The sequence below is a fragment of the Aeromonas salmonicida genome (assembly GCF_028355655.1).
GTDB classification, from domain to species: Bacteria; Pseudomonadota; Gammaproteobacteria; order Enterobacterales; family Aeromonadaceae; genus Aeromonas; species Aeromonas salmonicida.
Window position 1 is genome coordinate 1,392,622 of record NZ_CP110645.1, and the last position, 20,033, is coordinate 1,412,654.

The following is a 20,033-nucleotide window of genomic DNA, read 5'->3' on the forward strand; positions in this document are numbered from 1 at the left end:
GTTGCCGGCTCACTGGCTGGGGTAGACTGTGGTTCCTTATCTTCATCACGGACGAGATATCATGATTGCCATTGGCCAGAACCTGCCTGCGGGCGAATTTACCTTTATCACCGCCGAGGGCAAGCAGGTGCAGGATAGCCAGGCCCTGTTTGCCGGCAAGACGGTGGTACTGTTTGCGGTACCCGGCGCTTTTACCCCCACCTGTTCCAATGCCCACCTGCCCGGTTACGTGGTATTGGCCGACCAGTTCAAGGCCAAAGGGGTGGATGCCATCTATTGCCTGTCGGTGAACGATGCCTTTGTGATGAAGGCGTGGCAGGTGGCCCAGAACGCCGACGCCATCACCATGCTGGCGGACGGCGACGGCTGCTGGACGCAAGCCTTGGGCCTTGCCAAGGACACTGGCGCCTTCGGCGGCTTGCGGGCCCAGCGCTTTGCGCTGATCGCGGTGGATGGTGTGGTCACACGGCTGTTTGTAGAAGCGCCCGGCAAGTTCGAGGTCTCCGACGCCAGCAGTCTGCTGGCGGCACTTTGAAATCATCAAGCAGCGTTTGATTTCCCCTTGAAAAGGCAAGTCGGACCGTTACACTGTGCCCAACTTGGAAGGGGTCAGGCTCAATACCTGACTCCTGTTTTTTCATCTGATGAGATAGAAACATTATGACTCTGGCTGTTGTTGCCCTGATTGCCGGACTGGCGCTGCTGGTCTGGAGTGCAGACAAGTTTGTGGACGGTGCTGCCGCGACCGCCCGTTATGCCGGCATGCCGCCGCTGCTTATCGGTATGGTGATCATAGGTTTTGGCACCTCGGCTCCCGAGATGGTGGTCTCGGCGCTGGCGGCTTCTCAAGGCAATCCCGGTTTGGCCCTTGGCAACGCCTACGGCTCCAACATCACCAATATTGCGCTGATCCTGGGTTTGACCGCCCTTATCAGTCCTATTGCGGTGGCTTCCCAGGTGGTGCGCAAGGAGATCCCGATCCTGCTCGGCATTACGCTGCTCTCCGGCGCCCTGCTGATCGATGGTCGGCTCGACAGCACGGATGCCCTGATCCTCGGCGCTGTGTTTCTGGTGCTGATGGGCTGGTCCATCTGGGCTGGCATGCATGGCAAGGGAGATGCGCTCGATGTGGATACCGAAGAGAGCATCAGCAGTGAAGGCATGTCCCTCAAAAGCGCCATTATCTGGCTCATCGTCGGGCTGGTACTGCTGATTGGCGCCTCCCGCCTGCTGGTATGGGGCGCCGTTACCATTGCCCAGGCCCTTGGCATCAGCGATCTGGTGATTGGCCTGACCATAGTGGCGGTGGGCACCTCCTTGCCGGAGCTGGCTTCTTCTCTTATCGCCATTAGAAAGAATGAGCACGATCTGGCGCTCGGCAACGTGCTCGGCTCCAACCTGTTCAATACCCTGGCCGTGGTCGGCATAGCCGCAGGCATAGCGCCGCTGGATGTGGCGCCCGAGGTGCTCAGCCGTGACTGGAGCATCATGATGGGGCTGACCCTGCTGTTGCTGGTGATGTGTCTGGGCCGCAAGGGACAGGGCCGGATCAGCCGACTGGAAGGGGGCATACTGCTCGCCATCTTTGTGGCTTACACCGGCTGGTTGCTGACCAGCCAATTTATCTAGCCAGTCTGGATAAAGCGCAATGAGAGAGGGGGAAGCATCGGCTTCCCCCTCTTGTTTTTGTCTCTGGGCAGGCTCAGCCCGCGTCAGCGTTTATTTTCAGGCAACCGCCACCAGCTTCTGACCTTGCTGCGCGCTGTCCAGGATCAGGATGCTCGCCTTGGGGAAGAAGTTGAAGGTCGAGGCCGAGGCCCAGGTGTAGGCACCCATGACCCGGCCCACCACCAGTTCGCCGATCGCCAGATCCGGCAGCATGATCCCCTCGCGGATCACGTCCACGCTGTCACAGGTGGGGCCGGAGAGCACAGAGTTGTGCTGCTCGCCACGGGCATAGGGGGTCGAGACCGGATAGGTGACGTGATCATAGAGCTGGCCGTTGTAGCTGCCATACAGGCCGTCATCCAGGTAGTACCAGATCTTGTCGCCGCGGTGGGCCTTGCCCATCACGCTGGAGACAGAAGTCATGGCTGGCGCGCTGATGAAGCGGCCCGGCTCGGCAATCTTCTGCACAGTGGCGGGCAGCTTGGCAAGCGCCTCGCGGATCGGGGCGCAGAAGCCGTCGATGTCGAACTCACCGCCATCATAATCCACCGGGAAACCACCGCCGATATCCAGCACCCAGGGTTTGAGCCCCAGATCCCAGGCCTGCTCCATGATCTCGCGACAGGCATCGATGGCCTGCACATGGCGACGGGCGTGGGGCACCTGGGAGCCGACGTGGAACGACAGCCCCATCACCTTGATCCCCTTGGCGTGGGCCAGTTGCAGCAGCGGCAGCGCCTGCTCCGGGGTGCAGCCGAACTTTTTGGAAAGGTCGACCTTGGTCTCGGGGTTCGGGAAGCTGACCCGCAGCAGCAGCTTCACTTCGTCCTTGTAGGGAATGAACTTCTCCAGCTCCAGCGGATTGTCATAGACAAACACTGTGCAGCCGTACTCCAGCGCATAGCGGATATCGCTGTCGCGCTTGATGGGGTGGGTATGAATACAGCGTCCCGGGCGAACCCCTTGGCTGCGCACCAGATCCACTTCGCCATTGGTGGCGAGATCGAAACAGGCCCCCTCTTCCTTCAATACAGAGACCACAGCCTCATGGGGCAGTGGCTTGAGTGCATAGTGCAATCGCACATCGGGCAGGGCGGCTACCAGGGCCCGATACTGTTTGCGGACGGCTGCCTTGTCGAGCAGCAGCAGGGGAGAGCCGAATTGTTCAACCAGTTGACGGTAATCTTGTGCTACCAGGGTCTCGTTCATTCTCTTTTGATCATCCTTAGGGGGCAGATTTGCCCTAGCCTTGGTTTGTTGAGACGGCAGCGGCCGGCTCAGGCGAGTGGTCCGGAAGGACCGACCAAACACAGTGCATAACTCCATTGCAAAGTGCTTAGTTATGCGCGGGATTATCGGCTTATTGCGTTTCTGTGCAAGCATTTTGATTGGATATGTTGGAAAGTTTTTCTGGTCGAGACGAAAGATCATCTTGATACGCGAGCCGGTCAATAATGTTGATCGGGTTGATCCAGCATAATGCTCGTTAAGCTATTGATAGTTAACGAACAAGTAACATTTATCCCGACGATGGACTGAACGGAAAAAAAGCCGGGGCCAGGATGGCCGAGTGCGAGACAGCTCACATTTTTTGGATTAACATGCCCGCTTCCTAATCCAAACTAGTTCGGATGAAGGTAGCAGGAGAGCGATGGGGGACCATCCACCGAAGAAGTGAATCTTTCAGGTACCGGGCAACCGGTGTGGACTGCTACTGGACGATACTCTGGAGAGACCCGTTGAATCGGGCGCCGAAGGAGCAAGGCACCATGACTACCCGCAAGGGCAGGCTGGCGCCGGAAACTCTCAGGCAAAAGGACAGAGGGGATGGGATGGTTGTACCTGGGCTTGGCCCGCATCCGATCACCCTCTGGTGATCGCGACTATTTGGGAAGATCATCCTTCTCCTCCTTAATCTTTGTTTTTTAAGGAGGATGCATGTCATCAATTCAATCGGCGTTAACCGCCATCGATAATTTTATCTGGGGTCCGCCCCTGCTGATCCTGCTGGTCGGGACCGGTGTCTATCTCACCCTGCGTCTGGGTCTGCTTCAGGTGGTGCGTTTGCCACTCGCCTTGCGGCTGGTTTTTGGTCGCGATCAGGGCCAAGGCAAGCAGGGGGACGTCTCCAGCTTCGGCGCTCTCTGTACCGCACTCTCCGCCACCATTGGCACAGGCAACATAGTCGGCGTCGCTACCGCCATCAAGCTCGGCGGCCCGGGTGCCCTGTTCTGGATGTGGATGGCGGCCCTGTTCGGCATGGCGACCAAGTACGCCGAGTGTCTGCTGGCAGTCAAATATCGCCAGCAGGATGCCAACGGCCAGATGGCCGGTGGCCCCATGTACTACCTGGAAAAGGGGCTCGGTTCCAAGCCGCTGGCCAAGCTGTTTGCCCTGTTCGGCATTGGCGTCGCCTTCTTCGGTATCGGTACTTTCCCCCAGGTCAACGCCATCTCTGACGCCATGAGCCTCTCCTTCTCGGTGCCCCGTGAAGCGACCGCCGTGGTGCTGACCCTGATAGTGGCGCTGGTGACACTGGGGGGGATCCAGTCCATCTCCAGCGTGTCGAGCAAGGTGGTGCCCTTCATGGCCATCTTCTACATCCTCGCCTGTGCCGGTGTGCTGGTGAACAACGCCGGCGCCCTGCCCGAGGCGATTGGTCTGGTGATAAGCAGCGCCTTTACCGGTCACGCGGCCACTGGCGGCTTTGTCGGCGCCAGCATCATGCTGGCGATCCAGTCCGGTGTGGCGCGGGGAGTCTTCTCCAATGAATCAGGCCTGGGCTCGGCCCCCATAGCGGCAGCGGCGGCCAAGACGGATTCCTGCGTGGAGCAGGGGCTGGTCTCCATGACGGGCACCTTCATCGACACCATCATCATCTGCACCATGACAGGTCTGACCCTGGTGGTGACAGGGGTGTGGGGCGGCGATCTCAGCGGTGCCGCCATGACCAGTGCCGCCTTTGCGCAAGGCTTGGATGCCCATATCGGCCAGTATCTGGTGAGCATTGGCCTGTTGTTCTTCGCCTTCACCACCATCCTCGGCTGGAACTACTACGGCGAGCGCTGCACCGAGTACCTGTTCGGGGTCAAGGCGATCAAGCCCTACCGCCTCATCTATCTGGTGCTGGTGGCGAGCGGCGCCTTCCTCCATCTGGACATGATTTGGCTCTTGGCCGATATCGTCAACGGCCTGATGGCGGTGCCCAACCTCATCGGTCTCATCGGCCTGCGTCATGTGGTGATCGCCGAAACTCGCGCCTACTTCAGCCGGGATCGCGACACGGAGTCCGAGCCCGAGCCGCAGACCGCCTGACCCGGCCTCTGCACTACGCGAAAATGAAAAAGCCACGACCCGGGTCGTGGCTTTTTTGTTGGTGTCATCGCAATGAGTTTGGGGGGAGCCTAGAAGCCGGTCAGCAGTGCCTGCAGTCGCCGCCGAACCTGCATCACCAGATCCTCGGGACTGCCCTGCCAACCGATCTGCTGCGCCAAGGTGGTGGAGGTGCCGGGTGCAAAACGCAGCTCCCCGCCCGCCAGCTCGTAGAAACGACTCGCCATCCGGGTGCCCTCATCCACATCTCCTGCCACCAGCAGCATGGCTTGCGCCAGCACGGCGCCGTTGTAATCCTGGCCCGGTGCCAGCCAGCGCTGGGCCGTGCCGGTGATCTTGCGACCCCCGATCACCAGATTGTACTGGCCATCGCAAAAGGAACCGGGCACGAAGTCGTAGCCGCCACTCAGGCCATAGTCGGCCAGCAGGGTCAACAGAGGGGCGCCCAGCAGCCGGTAGTAGTGGCCAAGATCCGTGGTGGTGCGGGGCAGCAGCAGTGACAGGTTGAGGATGCCTGCACCGTGGGGCACGGCGGTGCCACCGCTGTCGCGCACATGGACGGGCCAGCCTTCGCCGGCGAGCTGCTCGCAGGCCGCCTGATAGCAGGGGAGTCGCGTGTCCTTGCGGGTGACAATCAGGCATTGGGGGGCTTGCCAGAGGTGGGCTCGGGCTTGGCCGTCACGGGCACAGTCGCGCAGCCAGCGTTGCTCTTGCGCCAAAATCAGGTCGGGAGTGTGGGCATCAGCGTGAGGAGGAAGCAGGGCATAGGGCATGACGGCATCCTTGGAAAAAGGCTGCCCAGCACACTACCTGCGGGAACCGGCAAGGTAAAGCCCCGCAGTGCGGGGCCTGGATCATCTACCTGGGTTAGGCAATGTGCAGCGTTATCAGCGAGAGGCCACTCATGGATGAGCGATGCCGCGTTTGGGCAGCAGCAGGTTCATGATGATGGCGGTGAGGCCACCGGTGGCAACGCCATAGGAGAGCACGCTTTTGGCCAGCTCCGGCAGATGTTGCAGCACTTCCGGCACCTGAGCCACACCCAGTCCCATGGCCAGCGACACCGCCAGTATCATGAGGGCGCGCCTGTCCAGCTCCTCACGGGAGATGATGCGCACCCCGGCTGCGGCTATGGTGCCGAACATGACGATGGTGGCTCCGCCCAGCACGGGTTCCGGGATCTGCTGCACCAGACTGGCGACCGCCGGGAACAGGCCGAGCAAGGCAAGCATGGCGGCGATGAAGAGGCCGACATGGCGACTGGCCACCCCGGTCAGCTGGATGACGCCGTTGTTCTGGGCAAAGGTGGACATGGGGAAGGTGGAGAAGACCGCCGCCAGCATGGAGTTGGCGCCATCGGCCAGCACGCCCCCCTTGATCCGCGCCATGTAGACGGGCCCTTCCAGCGGTTCCCCCGAGATATCCGAGGTGGCCGTCATGTCACCGATGGCTTCAAGCGCCGTTACCACGAAGATGATGGCCAGCGGCACAAACAGCTGCCAGTCAAAGCCGAGGCCGTAGTGCAGGGGGATGGGCACCATCACCAGGGGACCGTCGAAGGTGGGGGCCGTGACCTTGCCCAGCATCAGTGCTGCCGCATAGCCCACCAGCATGGCGATCATGATGGCGGAGAGGCGCAGCCAGGGGTTGCGGCTGCGCTGCAGCAGCACGATGAGACCCAGCACCAGCAGGGAGAGAAAGAGGTTGCTGTGGCTGGCGAAGCTGCCGTCAGAGAGAGCGGCGTAACCGCCACCCATGCTGATGAGTCCCACCTTGATCAGGGTCAGGCCGATCAGCAGCACTACTATGCCGGTCACCAACGGGGTGATCACCTGCTTGACCAGATGGAGGAAGCGGCTCATCACCACCATGGTGAGGGCGGCCACCAGCATGGTGCCGAACAGGGTACCCAGCAGATCCTCGGTGGGCATGGCTGCCTGTTTGAGGGCGAGACCGGAGGCGATGATGGGACCGAGGAAATTGAAGCTGGTGCCCTGTACCGAGAGCAGGCCGGAACCGATGGGGCCGAAGCGGCGGGTCTGGATGAAGGAGGCGATGCCGGACATGACCAGCGACATGGAGACGATATAACGGGTGTCGGCGGCAGGGAGGCCGAGGGCATTGGCGATAATCAGGGGCGGGGTAATGATGGCGACAAACATGGCGAGCATATGCTGCAGGGCGGCGAACAGGGTCTGGGGCAGGGGCGGGACATCGTCTATGCCATAGACCAGTTCGCTGTGGGCACGTCTGGGGGGATGGGCCTCTCGGGTTGCGCGCGCGGCGGCAGCCTGTTCCATAAATACCTCGAATGTGTGGGGGGAGGGGGGAGAAAATTGGGCGCTATTTTAGTGATTGAAATCAGACTGACCAGCGCTAATTCGGGCTGAAACCGGTTTATTTTTCCATGGGTTGAAACGTTTGCGCGTGGCGTTTATGATCCGCCGGTTTGTGTGATGGCGCTCGCCCTGAAATGGCGTCTGTTCCATAGGATTTTGTACTTTCACGGCGTAGAATGAGCCCTCTCTCGTGACTTGGAGGCTCTGGATGCTGAAGCTGTCGGAGTTCTGGAGTGCCCGTGCCCACTCCGAAGATTTTACCCTGACCCGCATGGGCTTTATGACGGTGCGTCTGCGTCTGCTCACCTGTTTACTGATGGTGGGGCTGCCCGCCTGGGCATTGGTGGACTGGTTGACCCTGCCTGCCGCCCAGTTTGATACGCTGCTTCAGGCCCGGATTTTCTGCCTGCTGGCCCTCTCTCCGCTCATTCCCTTCTCCTATCTCATCCATTTCCAGCGCGAGCGCATGAAGTGGGCGCTGGGATATCTGATGACGGTGATGCTGCTGTTTGCCCTTATCTGCCTGCACAGCTTTGGCGCGGATCAGGAGCTGCAAGCGGGCTACATGGCGTTTCCCTATCTGCTCATCAGCCTGTTTGCCATCTTCCCCATTCCGCTCTCCCTCAGTTTGCAGCTGACAGGAGGCATTATGGTGACCACCCTGGTGGGGAACTGGCTGCTGGTGGGGCAGCCGCTGTGGAGCATGCAGACCCTCAATCAGGTCTGGTTGCTGGGGTTGTTTGCCATGACCAGCGCCTGGGTGCAGTGTGGCCAGCTCAACATGCTGCTGCAGCTCTACCGGGAGTCCACCACGGACGAACTGACCGGCATGATGAACCGCCGCCTGCTGATGAAGCAGCTCGACAAGGCCAGGGTGACCATGGATCACAAGCACTCCCCCTTCGCCGTCATGCTGCTGGATCTGGACAGGTTCAAGCGCATCAATGACACCTTTGGCCATCTGGCGGGGGATGCGGTGCTGAAAGAGGTGGCGGCGACCCTGGCAGAACAGCTGGAGCCCGGCATGGTGCTGGGCCGCTATGGTGGCGAGGAGTTTGCCATCCTGTTGCCCCGTTGCGGCGAGCTGGCCCAGGCGAAGCGGGTGGCGGAGCGGCTGCGGGTGGCAGTAGAGGCGCGACTGGTGAAGAGCCCCACCTCGGATGAGCTGCTGGAGGTAACGGTGAGTATCGGTCTGACCCTGGCCCAGCGCGGCGAGAGCGTCGAAGATCTGCTCAATCGGGCTGACGAATGCCTCTACATGGCCAAGATGGCGGGGCGCAACTGCGTGGTCGGGGAGCTGGCGGGTGAGCCTGGTCTGAATCCGCCCGCAAAGACAGATGCCGCCTGAGGGCGGCATCTTGCTGGCAGCCTGGTTATCTCAGCTCAGCTGATATTTGCCAGAGAGCTGCTGGGCAAGCAGCTTGAACATGTTGAACACCGCCATTGTCTTGCCGGTTGGAGTGCCATCTTCGGCCAGGAAGAATTCCCCCTTGAACACCAGAATATCCCCTTTCTGTTCCACCGAATCGGCGCGCATGCCGTGGATGAAGTCTTCGTGGCTCTTGATGATGCCGTTGGCCATCTCCAGCAGGGCAGTCTCGGTGATCAGCTCTTTTTGTGGTTGCATGCTCGTCTCCTTAAACGACTACTGGACAGGGCATTGCACCACTTCACACAGTGGCGCCCTGTCTCTGATTGAAGAGGTGGAAAGCATACTGCAAACAGGGTTTTTCTGTCATTGATATGACCCCGTGTTTTGCCCCTTCCCGCTTTACCCCAGCACCAGATTTCTGAGCCAGTGACGCTGGCGGATCCTGCGCAGTACCAGCAATACCTTGCACAGCTCCTCCAGCAGCACCACGGCCACCACCCAGGAGAGGGGCCAGCCGAGCAGGCTGACAGCCACCCAGGCCAGCGGCAGGCCGATGCACCACATGGCGATGATGTCGATGAAGATGCTGTAGTTCACATCGCCGCCTGAGCGCAGCACGCCTATGATGCCCACCATGTTGAACACCTTGAGCAGCATGCCCAGACACATGACGGCGAGCACCTGACTCGCTTCTCCCATCAGGGTGCCCGGCAGGTTGCCGACCCATTGCAGCAGATTGGTCTGCAGCAGCCAGACAGCTATCCCCACCAACAGAGCGCCTATGGGAGCCAGCAGCAGGAACAGCTGGGAGTGCTGCCAGGCGGCTTCGTACTCTTCCGCCCCGAGTCGGTGGCCGAGAAGGGTGGAGCAGGCCACCGCCAGCCCGAAGAAGAGGGAGATGAGGATGCTCTCCAGCGTCCCCAGCGTGGTCATGATGGCGAGCGAATCCGTGCCAAGATGAGCATAGAGAAAGCCGTAGATCAGCATGCCGAAGGCCCAGAGCCCGTCGTGGAACAGCAGTGGCAGGGCGATCAGGGTGAAGCGCACCACCTCCTTGCGCCGAAAGGCGGCCCGCCAGTCGGTTTTACGCGGGATCAGGCGGGGCTCCTGGCGCACCAGATAGAAGATCAGCAGTGCTGTCTGCAGCAGGCGTGAAATCGTGGTGCCCCAGGCAGAGCCTGCCACGCCCATGGCCTCGAAGCCAAAATGGCCGAAGATGAGGGCATAGTTGAGGATGACGTTGGCAATGATGGCGATGATGCCGATCCGGGTCGGGGCGGCGGCGTTGCCCACGGATCGCAGGGCCGCCTCCAGCGGCACTACGATGGCGGTGCAGAGTATGGTGGCGCCTGTGATCATCAGGAACTCATCGGCCAGCAGGCGCAGCTCGGGGTCCTGGCTGGCAAAGCCCAGTACGCTGCCCGGCGCGAGTACATAGATGAGCGCAAACGGCAGGCTCACAAGCAGGGCACCGACCAGCGCCAGCGCCAGGGAGCGGCGCACCCCGGCCAGCTCGCCGCGACCGTAATATTGGGCTGCCAATACAGAGACTCCCCCCGAGAGCCCCGCTATCACCAGCAGATTGAAGAAGAAGACCCGGTTACCCAAGCCGACCGCCGCCACTGCCGTGGTGCCAAGCTGGCTCACCATCATGATGTCGATGAGACCCAGCAGGGAGAACATCATGGACTGCAGTGACACTGGCAGGGCCAGTCGCCACAGTCGGGCCATGAAGTCGCGATCGGTGGTTTGTTTTAAAATCGCTTGCCAATAATTCATTTATGTTAACCGGGTATGTGAAAAGCAAGGTTTGTCATGGGTATGATAGGGGCTGGTGAGAGAGGGTTCACTGTGAGCATCTCTCGGCTTTCTTGTGCAAAACTATCTTGTTGAGGCGTTATGGCATTTATCAGCGAGTGTCTGGAAATTGCCCCCGGTTGCGAGGAGCGGATGCTGGGGCGCGAAGGGCTGCCCCTGCTCGGTGAGGCGGGGATCTTCCTCAGCGGTCTCTCCCGGCTCAGGGATCACTACCTCATTCGCCGCAACCGGCCCGAGTTCCACATCCTGATGGTGAGCCACGACGAGGGAGGCGCCCTGCTCACCGACGCGGGGGAGCAAGCCATTCCGGCCGGCTCGCTGATTTTCCTGCCCGCCGCCGTGCCCGGTGGCCTCAAGCTGATTGGGGAGCGCTGGCAGATCAGCTGGATTTTGCTCGATGACGTGCCGCGCTGGCAGCACCTGCATCGGCTTGGTCACCGTATCTGGCAAGGGGATGAGGGGGAGCAGCTCTACCATCTGCTCAGTCTGATGCAGGGAGAGGGAGTCCGTTCACCCCTGCAACCCCAGTTGCTTAGCCTGTTGTTGGCGCTGTTGGAACGCACTCTGCAAGGGGAGGTACGCGGCACCCCCGAGCTGAGGTTGCAGGCGCTGTTTCGCCGGGTGGAGGCGCGCCTTGACGAGCCCTGGAGCGTGGCCTTGCTCGCTGGCCAGATGGCCTGCTCTGTGCCCCATCTACATCGCCTCTGCCAGCAGGTGTTCGGCATGGGGCCCATGGCCTGGCTTACCCGATTGCGAATGAACAAGGCGCGCCAGTTGTTGCTCTACACCAACTGGCCCCTTGCCGAGCTGGCCAGCCGGGTCGGTTACAGCGATGGCGCCAACTTTGCGAACCGCTTTCGCCAGCTGACTGGTCAGACCCCCGGTGCCTTTCGCCGCCTGGGTCGCAAACCTTTTGCAACGAATGTGCAAACTCTTTGAAATTCGTGGCGCAAGCTCATAGGATCGGCAGGTTCCTTCGTCCAGGCCATCGTTTAGGTACCAGAAACATGTTTGAAGATAATAATCAGAAACGTCCCCTCTACATCCCCTATGCCGGTCCCGCCCTGCTGGAGACACCGCTGCTCAACAAGGGCAGCGCCTTCACCAGCGAAGAGCGCAGCAGCTTCAATCTGGAAGGGCTGCTGCCCCAGAATATCGAGACCATCGAAGAGCAGGCCGAGCGTGCCTACCGCCAGTTCATGGCGTTTGGCAATGATTTGGACAAGCACATCTATCTGCGTAACATCCAGGACACCAACGAGACGCTCTTTTACCGTCTGTTGCACAACCACCTGACCGAGATGCTGCCCGTCATCTACACCCCGACCGTGGGCAAGGCGTGCGAGGAGTTCTCCAACATCTATCGCCGCGCCCGCGGTCTCTTCATCTCCTATCCGGACAAGGACAGGATCGATGACATGCTGCAAAACGCCACCAAGCAGAACGTCAAGGTGATAGTGGTCACCGATGGCGAGCGGATCCTGGGTCTTGGCGATCAGGGGATCGGCGGCATGGGCATTCCCATCGGCAAGCTGTCGCTCTACACCGCCTGTGGCGGCATCTCGCCTGCTTACTGCCTGCCTGTGGTGCTGGACGTGGGTACCAACAACCAGCAGCTGCTCAGCGACCCCTTCTACATGGGCTGGCGCAATCCGCGCATCTCGGGGGAAGAGTATGCCGAGTTCGTCGATGCCTTCATCCAGGCGGTCAAGCGTCGCTGGCCCGATATCCTGCTGCAGTTCGAAGATTTCGCCCAGAACAATGCCATGCCGCTGCTCAACCGCTACAAGAATGAGCTCTGCTGCTTCAACGACGATATTCAGGGCACGGCCGCCGTGACGCTAGGCAGCCTGATCGCAGCCTGCAAGGCCTCCGGCGCCAAGCTCTCCGAGAAGCGGGTCGCCTTCCTCGGTGCGGGCAGCGCAGGTTGCGGCATCGCCGAGCAGATAGTGGCGCAGATGAAGGCCGAAGGGCTGACCGACGCCCAGGCCCGTGGCCGGGTCTTCATGGTGGATCGTTTTGGTCTCATCACCGACAAGATCCCCAACCAGCTCGATTTCCAGCGCCGCCTCTCCCAGCCGGTGGATCGCATCGCTGACTGGCCGGTGGGGGACAACATCTCCCTGCTGGAGGTGATGGAGCATGGTCGCCCGGATATCCTGATCGGGGTTTCCGGCCAGCCGGGTCTGTTCACCGAAGAGGTGGTCAAGACGATGCACAAGCACTGCACCCGTCCCATCATATTCCCGCTCTCCAACCCCACCTCACGGGTGGAAGCGACACCGGCGGATCTCATTCGCTGGACCGACGGTCAGGCGCTGGTCGCCACCGGCAGCCCGTTCGCGCCCGTCGAGTACAAGGGCAAGCGTTACGTTATCGCCCAGTGCAACAACTCCTTCATCTTCCCGGGGATAGGCCTTGGCGTCATCGCCTCCGGTGCCACCCGCGTGACCGATGCCATGTTGATGTCGGCCAGCCGCGCCCTGGCGGAGTGCTCGCCGTTGGTGAAGGGGGCTGAAGGTTCCCTGCTGCCGGATCTGGCAGACATCCATCAGGTCTCCCGCTACATCGCCAAGATGGTGGCCAAAACCGCCATGCTGCAGGGCAAGGCGGTACAGACCCCGGACGAGGTGATCGATCAGGCCATCGAAGCGAACTTCTGGCGACCCGAGTACCGGCGCTATCGCCGTACCTCCTTCTGATCCTCTCGCTGCGTGCAACAAGCGAAAATGCAAAAGGGATGCTTCGGCATCCCTTTTTTGTGCACGGCTGACGAGTCTGGCCTGTTACATCTCGGCTTCTGCCACCGGTGCTTCGGGAGTGCCTTGCACCCCTGTCACCCTGACTTCGACCCGGCGATCCGGCCCAAGGCAATCGATGAGGGCTGCTCTGGCCTTGATGGCATCACACTGGCTGCCGGTGACCGGATTGCTCTCGCCATTGCCCTGGATGCTCACCTTGTCGGCGGGCAAACCTTTGCCGATCAGGAAGTTGGCCACAGTGCTTGCTCGGGCTTCCGACAGCGCCAGATTGTTGATATCCGAGCCGATGCGATCCGTGTAACCCATCACAAGGGCACTGCCATCCTTGGGCTGAACATCGACTATCTGCTGGTAGAGTGCATCCAGTGCCTGCATCCCTTCCGGTTTCAGCTCTGCCTTGCCGAACGCGAACAGTACATCTGAGCTCAGGTTGAAGGTCTGATCCACAGGTTCCGGTGCGGGGGGAGGCGGGGGGGCGACCAGAACGGGGGCGGGGGCTGGTGCGACCGTCTTGCTGCGGTCGGGATGGATCACCAGCTCCAGCGTGGCGGTGCTGATGTCGCTCACCCAGCGCTGGGTGCCGCTGCCGACCTTGTCGTTGTCAGGATCGTCACCGACCCGGACCAGATAGCGGTAGCGTGCCTGGATATCGACCCAGTCGTGCAGTTTGGCCGTCAGCCCAAGGCCCGCCAGCGGAGCCAGGTTGTCATCCCCACCGTTGATGGATTTGACGTGGTAAAGGTAACCGCCGCCCTCGGCAAACACCGAGAAGATGTCACCCAGTGGCAGCCTGCCTATCACAGACAGGGTGGCTCCCTGACTGCTGAAGTCGGTGCCTTGTACATCCCAGTCACCGGTCGACAGATAGCCGAGCTCCGCCCCCAGATTTTCGGTGAAGTTGTAGCCGCCAAACAAGGTGAGCGCTGTGGCGTCCTTGCTCGCATCCTTGCCAAAATCACCCAGATCGTGGGCGATGGCCCAGCCTCCACCAGCCCCGACGTACCAGTCGTTGACCGGTGCTGCCAGCGCCCCCGTGCTCGCCAGTGCCAAAGCAATCCAAACAGGTTTCAGTTTTATGTTCATCGCGTATCCTCGTCGATGCATGGTGTCGTAGGGCTCCTGCCCTGTTATGTACAACCACCACTATTTATAGGCGATAAAGGGTGTTTGACCATGTTGGGCGACAAGGATGGGGAGAGGATCACGAAATGGCGCGGGGATGCGGCTGAATGCAGTAAAAACACAATAAAAAAGGAGGCCGGACGGCCTCCTTCATGTGCCTCCAGGGCTTGTTACTGAGTCACTTCCTGAATGCCGGTGACGCGTACTTCAACACGACGATCCGGGGCCAGGCAGGCGATCAGCTGAGCCTTGGCCTTGATGCCGTCACACTGGGTGCCGGTCACCGGGCTGGCTTCGCCACGCCCTTCAATGGCAACCTTGCCAGCTGGCAGACCCTTGCCGACCAGGAAGTCTGCCACTGTGCGGGCACGAGCTTCTGACAGCTTCAGGTTGTAGGCGTCAGAGCCGATGCGGTCGGTGTAACCGACGACCACGGCGCTGCCATCTTTGGGCTGCACGTCGACGATTTGCTGATACAGGGTGTTCAGCGCAGCAACCCCTTCCGGCTTCAGAGTGGATTTGCCAAAGGCAAACAGCACGTCCGAGCTCAGGGCGAAGCTCTTGTCGACCACGACAGGCTCAGGTACCGGCTCGGGCGCTGGCGCAGCGACAGGCGCCACATAGGAGGTGCGATTCGGGTGCATCACCAGTTCCAGAGTGGCCACACTCATGTTGGTTTCCCAGGTCTTCTGCTCATCACCCAGGTTCCACATGTAGCGGTAGCGGGCTTGTACGTCGATGAGGTCGGAGAGCTTGGCGGTCAGGCCAACACCCGCCAGCGGCGCTGTGCCGTTGTCGCTGTTGCCGTTGCCATTGACGTGGTTGAAGTAGGCACCGCCTTCTGCAAACACGGAGAAAATGTCGTTCAGGGGCAGACGGGCAAGGCCGGACAGGGTGGCGCCCTGGGTCTTGAAGTCGACACCGTCGACGCCCGCTTTACCGGCATAGAGATAACCCAGTTCAGCAGCGTAGTAATCATTGAAGTTGTAACCACCAAACAGGGAGAGCGCTGTGGCATCCTTGTCGGCGTCTTTGCCAAAGTCGTTCAGGTCGTGGCCATAAGCCCAACCTGCACCGATACCTGTGTACCAATCGTCGGCTGCCTGAGCGGTAGAAGTTCCCATGGCCGCGATGGCCAGAGCAATCAGGGCGGGTGCCATTTTCATTTTCATCGTTTTATCCTCGTTGAGTTTGCCGTGCTAGGGCGTACTGCGCACTCTTCAGTTATACCGGTCGCAAGTGACATTTCAGCGGCGACCTCCGTGGCTGACCACGGGTGGTACGAAGTAAAAAATGGATGGTTCCTGGATACTCATGAAGCCTTGGCTTCATGGACAACTAACCGGGCAAGAAGCACTTTTAATAGTTCATCCAATGCCTTACAAGCGGGGTTACTGTATTCCTTTGACTCGTATTGATCAAGTTTCTGTACAGATATCCAGCGTTGGCGCAGGGTTGCATGAATAGGCAGCGAGTGTGGCGGGGGAAACGGTTTGACAGAAAGTGACGCGACTTGTTGTGTTTTTAATCAAGATGCAGAAAGTGGATAGACAAAGGGGATGCCGTAGCATCCCCTTTTCGCATTATCTGAACGGCGTCAGATTATTGCTGAACTACTTGTACACCGGATACGCGGATTTCAACGCGACGGTCCGGGGCCAGGCAGGAGATCAGCTGAGCTTTGGCTTTCACGCCATCACACTTGTTGCCGGTAACCGGGTTGGCTTCGCCACGGCCTTCAACAGCAACTTTGCTGGCAGCCATACCTTTGCTGACCAGGAAGTTGGCAACGGTACGGGCACGGGCTTCAGACAGCTTCTGGTTGTAAGCGTCGGAACCGATGCGGTCGGTGTAACCAACAACAACGGCGCTGCCGTCTTTCGGCTGGAAGTCAACGATCTGCTGGTACAGGGAGTTGAGCGCTTCGACGCCTTCGGCCTTCAGGCTGTCTTTGCCAAAGGCAAACAGCACGTCGGAGTTCAGGGCAAAGTTCTTCTCAACAATCGGAGCCGGAGCCGGCGCTTCTTCAACAACAACCGGGGCAGGAGCCGGGGCTACGTAGGAAGAGCGGAACGGGTGGTATACGGCTTCCAGGGTCGCAACGCTCTGGTTGGACTTGTAGCGCACGTTGTCGGCGTGCAGATCAGCCACGTCCCACATGTAGCGGTAGCGAGCTTGCAGATCCAGCGCGTCGTTTACCTGGTAGGTCACGCCCAGGCCGGCCAGCGGGGATACTTTGGTATCGCTGGTGCCCATGCCATCGGTGTGAGCCCAGTAGGCGCCGCCTTCAGCGAAGGCAGAGAAGTCGCCGCCCAGCGGCAGACGAGCGATACCGGACAAGGTAGCGCCCTGGTTCTCGTAACGGTTGCCATCGGTGTTACCACGGCCAGTGTACAGGTAGCCCAGTTCGGAACCGAAGTTCTCGTTGAAGTTGTAACCTACGAAGGCGTTGGCCGCCGCAGCGTTTTCTTCACCATTCTTCACGCCTTCGATCTTGTTCAGACCGTTGAAGTGAGCAGCACCGGCACCGGCACCGAAGTAGATATCGTCAGCGGCGTGAGCTGCAGTTGCACCCATGGCGGCCATAGCGATGGCGATCAGGGAAGGAGCCATTTTCATCATAAAAAAATCCTCGTTGAGATGGCACGTTGGTTACGTGCTTCGCACTTTTTAATTTATGTAAGCTGCAGGCTCTGCCGAACAACAGTGTTGAAGCTGGCAGGGATCCCGGTTCCATCCGAGAGGCACTCATTCCTGGTGCACAAGCGAGCGGTTGGCATCGCATGCGATGCAATCAACCCTTCACGAACAGCCAATGTCATTCCGATGACGTGGCGCACTCTATGCCGATTTCAAAACATGATCAAGCTCACACATAGTCCATATGGCAAATTGTGTCGTGTGGATAACTGGCTGTTTATCCAAATTAATTAGTGATCCAAATAGGCTCTGTGCAGTTTCTTTTCGAGTTTCATATAGGCCTGAACCCAGTCAGATTGCGCCATGGCGGGACATTCGCGTGCCTGGAACACCGCCAGATAGTCGGCTTCGGTTGCTTTGCACAGTAAAGGGGTAAAACTGAGCAGGAAATGACGAGCCAGATAGGGGTCGAGTGGCCAGATGTTGAGGATGGCCCGTGCTACGGGCTGCACCGCGGCTGAACAGCGAAAGTGCAGGTGACCCGACTCCAGCCATTGCCCCATTTCGGCGAGCCCGGAGGCGGGGACCAGGCCTCCATCTCCCGGCACCTTGGCAAGGGCGATGCAGTTGCCGTTGCCAAGCAGCAGAGTGTGCGCTTCTTGCACCATGCCATCGTGACTGCGCAGGGGGAGGTCCGCAACGGGCTGCTCAAGAAACAGACTGCATTTGTCATCGAGCACAGTCAAAACCGCTGCTGCCTGTTCATACATGCTGGCGGGTAACCAGAACGCTTCGGCGCGTGTCTGCTGGCCTTGCATCAGCTGGCGGGTGAGAGCTTCGGGATCTGAAACTGGGTGTAAACAGGAGATTATGCCGGGAAGCGCCATGAGTTCTTACTCTTTAGGGATAGCTGGCGGATTATACGAGTTATTCTGGCGGCAACAATAAAGGTTTCTTTTCGAGACTGTTTACCTGAGGCGGTTGAGCGATTACCATCCCCGAGGTTTACAAGGGTTGTCGTCGAAAGACGCTGATTAAAGATAGAGGCTCGACCATAACGAGTCCGTTCAAAACTGATACACTTGACTACGAGTCGTCGCGAAAAATAAAGGTGGAGTCAATCCGCCGTACGGAGTATGGAACAATATGAATTCAAATATCGTAACTGTTGGCAAGAAGATCCGTCAGATCCGTGAAGCGGTCGGTTTGAGCCGTCCTAAATTTGCCGATCTGCTGGGCGTTCCCCCCACCACCCTGAAGAACTATGAACTGGGTTATCGTGAAGTAGGTGGCGCCTTCCTGGTGGCACTGGCTCATCACCCGGAACTGCACAAGTTCACCCTCTGGCTGCTGGCTGACAAAAAAGTCGCCGAAATCGGCCAGATCGGTCCGGACGATATTGCCAAGGCTTGATTTAATTGGGCTTTGACAAAAATGCCGCCATTGAGGCGGCATTTTTTTATCCATCAAATAATGACTTCAATTAATTAAATTTGGCTAATTGTGCTCTCGTCCGGGATTTTAACGAAAATATCTTGGCAAGCCGGATTAATCCTCAGAAAATTCTGACCCTAGAATTAGGGGTATCCCTTGCATGATGCGCACAGTGAGACAAGCATGAGTCAAATCCTTCCCAAGGCCAGAGATGGCTTTACCAGCAAATTCGGTGTCCTTGCCGCTACTTTGGGCTCTGCCGTCGGGCTAGGCAATATCTGGAAATTTCCCTACCTGACCGGTGAAAACGGCGGCGCCAGCTTCCTGCTGGTGTATGTCATTGCCACCCTGCTGGTGGGTCTGCCGGTGATGATTTCCGAGATCATGCTGGGCCGCAAGGGCAAAGCCGATGCGGTGACGACCTTGAGCAAGCTGGCACCCAGGGGCCAGCCCTGGTGGCTGATTGCCCTGATGGGGGTGGTTGCGGCCTTCCTCATCATGTCTTTCTATTCCGAGGTCGCGGCCTGGGTGTTTGCCTATATCTTCAAGGCGGCCAGCGGCGAGATACTGTCGACCGATCCTGCGGTCACGGGCGCAGCCTTCAATGCGCTTATCACCAATCCGCTACAGAGTCTGCTCTGGCAGTGGCTGGTGCTGGCGCTGATGGGGGGCATACTGCTGATGGGGGTCTCCAGAGGGATCGAGGCTGTTACCAAGAAGCTGATGCCCGTGCTCTTCATCCTGCTGCTGGTGATCGGCATTCGCAGTCTGACCCTGCCAGGGGCGAGTCAGGGGCTGCATTTTCTGTTCTCGCCGGACTTTTCCAAGATCACCGCCGGTGTGGTGCTGACCGCCATGGGGCTGGCGTTTTTCAAGCTTTCCATCGGCATGGGCTGCATGATGACCTATGGCAGCTATTTTCGGGATGATCAGAACATACCGCTGACTACCTTCCGGGTGATGTGCGCCGATCTGTTCGTTTCCATGCTGGCGGGGATCGCCATCTTCCCGGCTGTGTTTGCGTTCGGCTTCGAGCCAACGGCGGGTCCCTCCCTGCTGTTCATCACGATTCCGGCCGTGTTCGCCAGCATACCCTTCGGTCATCTGTTCATGGTGCTGTTCTTCGTGCTTTCCGCCATTGCGGCCACAGGCGCCATGCTCTCCATTCTGGAAGTCCCTGTTTCCGTGGTGTCCGAGCGTTTTCACATGAGCCGGCCCAAGGCGACCCTGCTCAACTTGCTGGTGCTGGGGGCCGTCGGGTCAACCTGCGCACTCTCCAACAGCTCACTGGCAGAGGTGCAGATCGCCGGCAAGACCTTCTTCGATCTGTTCGACTTCGTCTCATCCAATGTGTTGATGCCCCTTGGCGGTATCTTCCTCTGCCTGTTCGTGGGCTGGGTATGGGGTTTCGAGCGGATGAAGGCGGCATTGACCAACGATGGCGAACTGGAGCTGGCTATCCTCAAGCCGCTATTTTTCATCATCCGTTATGTGTCACCGCTACTGATCCTGATCGTGATGTTAAAGGGGCTGGGGCTGTTCTGA

17 protein-coding genes and 1 riboswitch are annotated in these 20,033 nt (G+C 59.4%); of the genes, 8 read left to right on the forward strand and 9 right to left on the reverse strand.

Going from position 1 to position 20,033, the window contains the following annotated elements; all coding sequences use genetic code 11:
* The first annotated feature begins 61 nt into the window (after positions 1-61).
* Positions 62-535, forward strand: coding sequence for a peroxiredoxin (locus tag ONZ54_RS06855; protein WP_271787771.1), 474 nt, complete (start codon positions 62-64; stop codon positions 533-535).
* A gap of 125 nt (positions 536-660) precedes the next feature.
* Complete coding sequence (locus ONZ54_RS06860; protein WP_005316832.1) at positions 661-1,629, forward strand: calcium/sodium antiporter; 969 nt, start codon at positions 661-663, stop codon at positions 1,627-1,629.
* Positions 1,630-1,725: 96 nt separating this feature from the next.
* Here the strand turns inward: ONZ54_RS06860 and ONZ54_RS06865 are convergent, their stop codons facing one another.
* A complete protein-coding gene (locus ONZ54_RS06865; protein ID WP_271787772.1) occupies positions 1,726-2,877 on the reverse strand; it encodes a type III PLP-dependent enzyme in 1,152 nt (383 codons plus the stop codon).
* A 507-nt stretch (positions 2,878-3,384) separates the two neighbouring features.
* Positions 3,385-3,500, forward strand: a riboswitch (glycine riboswitch).
* A 106-nt stretch (positions 3,501-3,606) separates the two neighbouring features.
* On the opposite strand from ONZ54_RS06865, the gene ONZ54_RS06870 reads away from it, so the two are divergent.
* Positions 3,607-4,983 carry an alanine/glycine:cation symporter family protein gene (locus tag ONZ54_RS06870; RefSeq protein WP_005316826.1) on the forward strand — a complete coding sequence of 459 codons (1,377 nt, stop codon included), beginning with the start codon at positions 3,607-3,609 and terminating at the stop codon, positions 4,981-4,983.
* A gap of 89 nt (positions 4,984-5,072) precedes the next feature.
* Here the strand turns inward: ONZ54_RS06870 and ONZ54_RS06875 are convergent, their stop codons facing one another.
* Positions 5,073-5,774: a lipoyl protein ligase domain-containing protein gene (locus tag ONZ54_RS06875; RefSeq protein WP_271787773.1), complete on the reverse strand. Its 702-nt coding sequence runs from the start codon at positions 5,772-5,774 to the stop codon at positions 5,073-5,075.
* 129 nt (positions 5,775-5,903) lie between these two features.
* On the reverse strand, positions 5,904-7,301 hold the full coding sequence (locus ONZ54_RS06880; RefSeq protein ID WP_059167883.1) for a nucleobase:cation symporter-2 family protein: 1,398 nt from the start codon (positions 7,299-7,301) through the stop codon (positions 5,904-5,906).
* A 247-nt stretch (positions 7,302-7,548) separates the two neighbouring features.
* Between ONZ54_RS06880 and ONZ54_RS06885 the strand changes: the two genes are divergently transcribed.
* Positions 7,549-8,688, forward strand: a complete 1,140-nt coding sequence (locus ONZ54_RS06885; RefSeq protein WP_125607639.1) for a GGDEF domain-containing protein — start codon at positions 7,549-7,551, stop codon at positions 8,686-8,688.
* Positions 8,689-8,718: 30 nt separating this feature from the next.
* On the opposite strand, the gene ONZ54_RS06890 is transcribed toward ONZ54_RS06885, so the two are convergent.
* Positions 8,719-8,967, reverse strand: coding sequence for a YciN family protein (locus tag ONZ54_RS06890; RefSeq protein ID WP_005316818.1), 249 nt, complete (start codon positions 8,965-8,967; stop codon positions 8,719-8,721).
* A 144-nt stretch (positions 8,968-9,111) separates the two neighbouring features.
* On the reverse strand, positions 9,112-10,491 hold the full coding sequence (locus tag ONZ54_RS06895) for an MATE family efflux transporter (protein ID WP_271787774.1): 1,380 nt from the start codon (positions 10,489-10,491) through the stop codon (positions 9,112-9,114).
* A gap of 120 nt (positions 10,492-10,611) precedes the next feature.
* Between ONZ54_RS06895 and ONZ54_RS06900 the strand changes: the two genes are divergently transcribed.
* Together ONZ54_RS06900 and ONZ54_RS06905 are read left to right on the forward strand one after the other, a co-directional pair.
* On the forward strand, positions 10,612-11,469 hold the full coding sequence (locus tag ONZ54_RS06900) for a helix-turn-helix transcriptional regulator (protein WP_192896040.1): 858 nt from the start codon (positions 10,612-10,614) through the stop codon (positions 11,467-11,469).
* Positions 11,470-11,537: 68 nt separating this feature from the next.
* Positions 11,538-13,232: an NAD-dependent malic enzyme gene (locus ONZ54_RS06905; RefSeq protein ID WP_058393415.1), complete on the forward strand. Its 1,695-nt coding sequence runs from the start codon at positions 11,538-11,540 to the stop codon at positions 13,230-13,232.
* Positions 13,233-13,316: 84 nt separating this feature from the next.
* On the opposite strand, the gene ONZ54_RS06910 is transcribed toward ONZ54_RS06905, so the two are convergent.
* The 4 genes from ONZ54_RS06910 to ONZ54_RS06925 all read right to left on the reverse strand — a co-directional run bounded on the left by ONZ54_RS06910 (position 13,317) and on the right by ONZ54_RS06925 (position 17,941).
* Entirely contained in the window at positions 13,317-14,375 is a 1,059-nt protein-coding gene (locus ONZ54_RS06910) for an OmpA family protein (protein WP_271787775.1), read from the reverse strand.
* Positions 14,376-14,584: 209 nt separating this feature from the next.
* Positions 14,585-15,586, reverse strand: a complete 1,002-nt coding sequence (ompAII, locus tag ONZ54_RS06915; protein ID WP_005316811.1) for a porin OmpAII — start codon at positions 15,584-15,586, stop codon at positions 14,585-14,587.
* 430 nt (positions 15,587-16,016) lie between these two features.
* Positions 16,017-17,036, reverse strand: coding sequence for a porin OmpAI (gene ompAI / locus ONZ54_RS06920; RefSeq protein WP_005316809.1), 1,020 nt, complete (start codon positions 17,034-17,036; stop codon positions 16,017-16,019).
* Positions 17,037-17,344: 308 nt separating this feature from the next.
* Positions 17,345-17,941, reverse strand: a complete 597-nt coding sequence (locus ONZ54_RS06925) for a hypothetical protein (protein WP_271787776.1) — start codon at positions 17,939-17,941, stop codon at positions 17,345-17,347.
* Between the two features lie 259 nt (positions 17,942-18,200).
* Here ONZ54_RS06925 and ONZ54_RS06930 point away from each other — a divergent pair, with 259 nt between their 5' ends.
* Together ONZ54_RS06930 and ONZ54_RS06935 are read left to right on the forward strand one after the other, a co-directional pair.
* A complete protein-coding gene (locus ONZ54_RS06930) occupies positions 18,201-18,467 on the forward strand; it encodes a helix-turn-helix domain-containing protein (RefSeq protein WP_005298604.1) in 267 nt (88 codons plus the stop codon).
* A 204-nt stretch (positions 18,468-18,671) separates the two neighbouring features.
* Complete coding sequence (locus tag ONZ54_RS06935) at positions 18,672-20,033, forward strand: sodium-dependent transporter (RefSeq protein ID WP_113721362.1); 1,362 nt, start codon at positions 18,672-18,674, stop codon at positions 20,031-20,033.

Coding starts and splice junctions, on each gene's coding strand:
- ONZ54_RS06900 (WP_192896040.1), top strand. CDS start 10,612: ATGGCATTTATCAGCGAGTGTCTGGAAATTGCCCCCGGTTGCGAGGAG.
- ONZ54_RS06905 (WP_058393415.1), top strand. CDS start 11,538: ATGTTTGAAGATAATAATCAGAAACGTCCCCTCTACATCCCCTATGCC.
- ONZ54_RS06890 (WP_005316818.1), bottom strand. CDS start 8,967: ATGCAACCACAAAAAGAGCTGATCACCGAGACTGCCCTGCTGGAGATG.
- ONZ54_RS06855 (WP_271787771.1), top strand. CDS start 62: ATGATTGCCATTGGCCAGAACCTGCCTGCGGGCGAATTTACCTTTATC.
- ONZ54_RS06885 (WP_125607639.1), top strand. CDS start 7,549: ATGCTGAAGCTGTCGGAGTTCTGGAGTGCCCGTGCCCACTCCGAAGAT.
- ONZ54_RS06910 (WP_271787775.1), bottom strand. CDS start 14,375: ATGAACATAAAACTGAAACCTGTTTGGATTGCTTTGGCACTGGCGAGC.
- ONZ54_RS06870 (WP_005316826.1), top strand. CDS start 3,607: ATGTCATCAATTCAATCGGCGTTAACCGCCATCGATAATTTTATCTGG.
- ompAI (WP_005316809.1), bottom strand. CDS start 17,036: ATGATGAAAATGGCTCCTTCCCTGATCGCCATCGCTATGGCCGCCATG.
- ONZ54_RS06930 (WP_005298604.1), top strand. CDS start 18,201: ATGAATTCAAATATCGTAACTGTTGGCAAGAAGATCCGTCAGATCCGT.
- ONZ54_RS06875 (WP_271787773.1), bottom strand. CDS start 5,774: ATGCCCTATGCCCTGCTTCCTCCTCACGCTGATGCCCACACTCCCGAC.
- ONZ54_RS06925 (WP_271787776.1), bottom strand. CDS start 17,941: ATGGCGCTTCCCGGCATAATCTCCTGTTTACACCCAGTTTCAGATCCC.
- ONZ54_RS06895 (WP_271787774.1), bottom strand. CDS start 10,491: ATGAATTATTGGCAAGCGATTTTAAAACAAACCACCGATCGCGACTTC.
- ONZ54_RS06935 (WP_113721362.1), top strand. CDS start 18,672: ATGAGTCAAATCCTTCCCAAGGCCAGAGATGGCTTTACCAGCAAATTC.
- ompAII (WP_005316811.1), bottom strand. CDS start 15,586: ATGAAAATGAAAATGGCACCCGCCCTGATTGCTCTGGCCATCGCGGCC.
- ONZ54_RS06860 (WP_005316832.1), top strand. CDS start 661: ATGACTCTGGCTGTTGTTGCCCTGATTGCCGGACTGGCGCTGCTGGTC.
- ONZ54_RS06865 (WP_271787772.1), bottom strand. CDS start 2,877: ATGAACGAGACCCTGGTAGCACAAGATTACCGTCAACTGGTTGAACAA.
- ONZ54_RS06880 (WP_059167883.1), bottom strand. CDS start 7,301: ATGGAACAGGCTGCCGCCGCGCGCGCAACCCGAGAGGCCCATCCCCCC.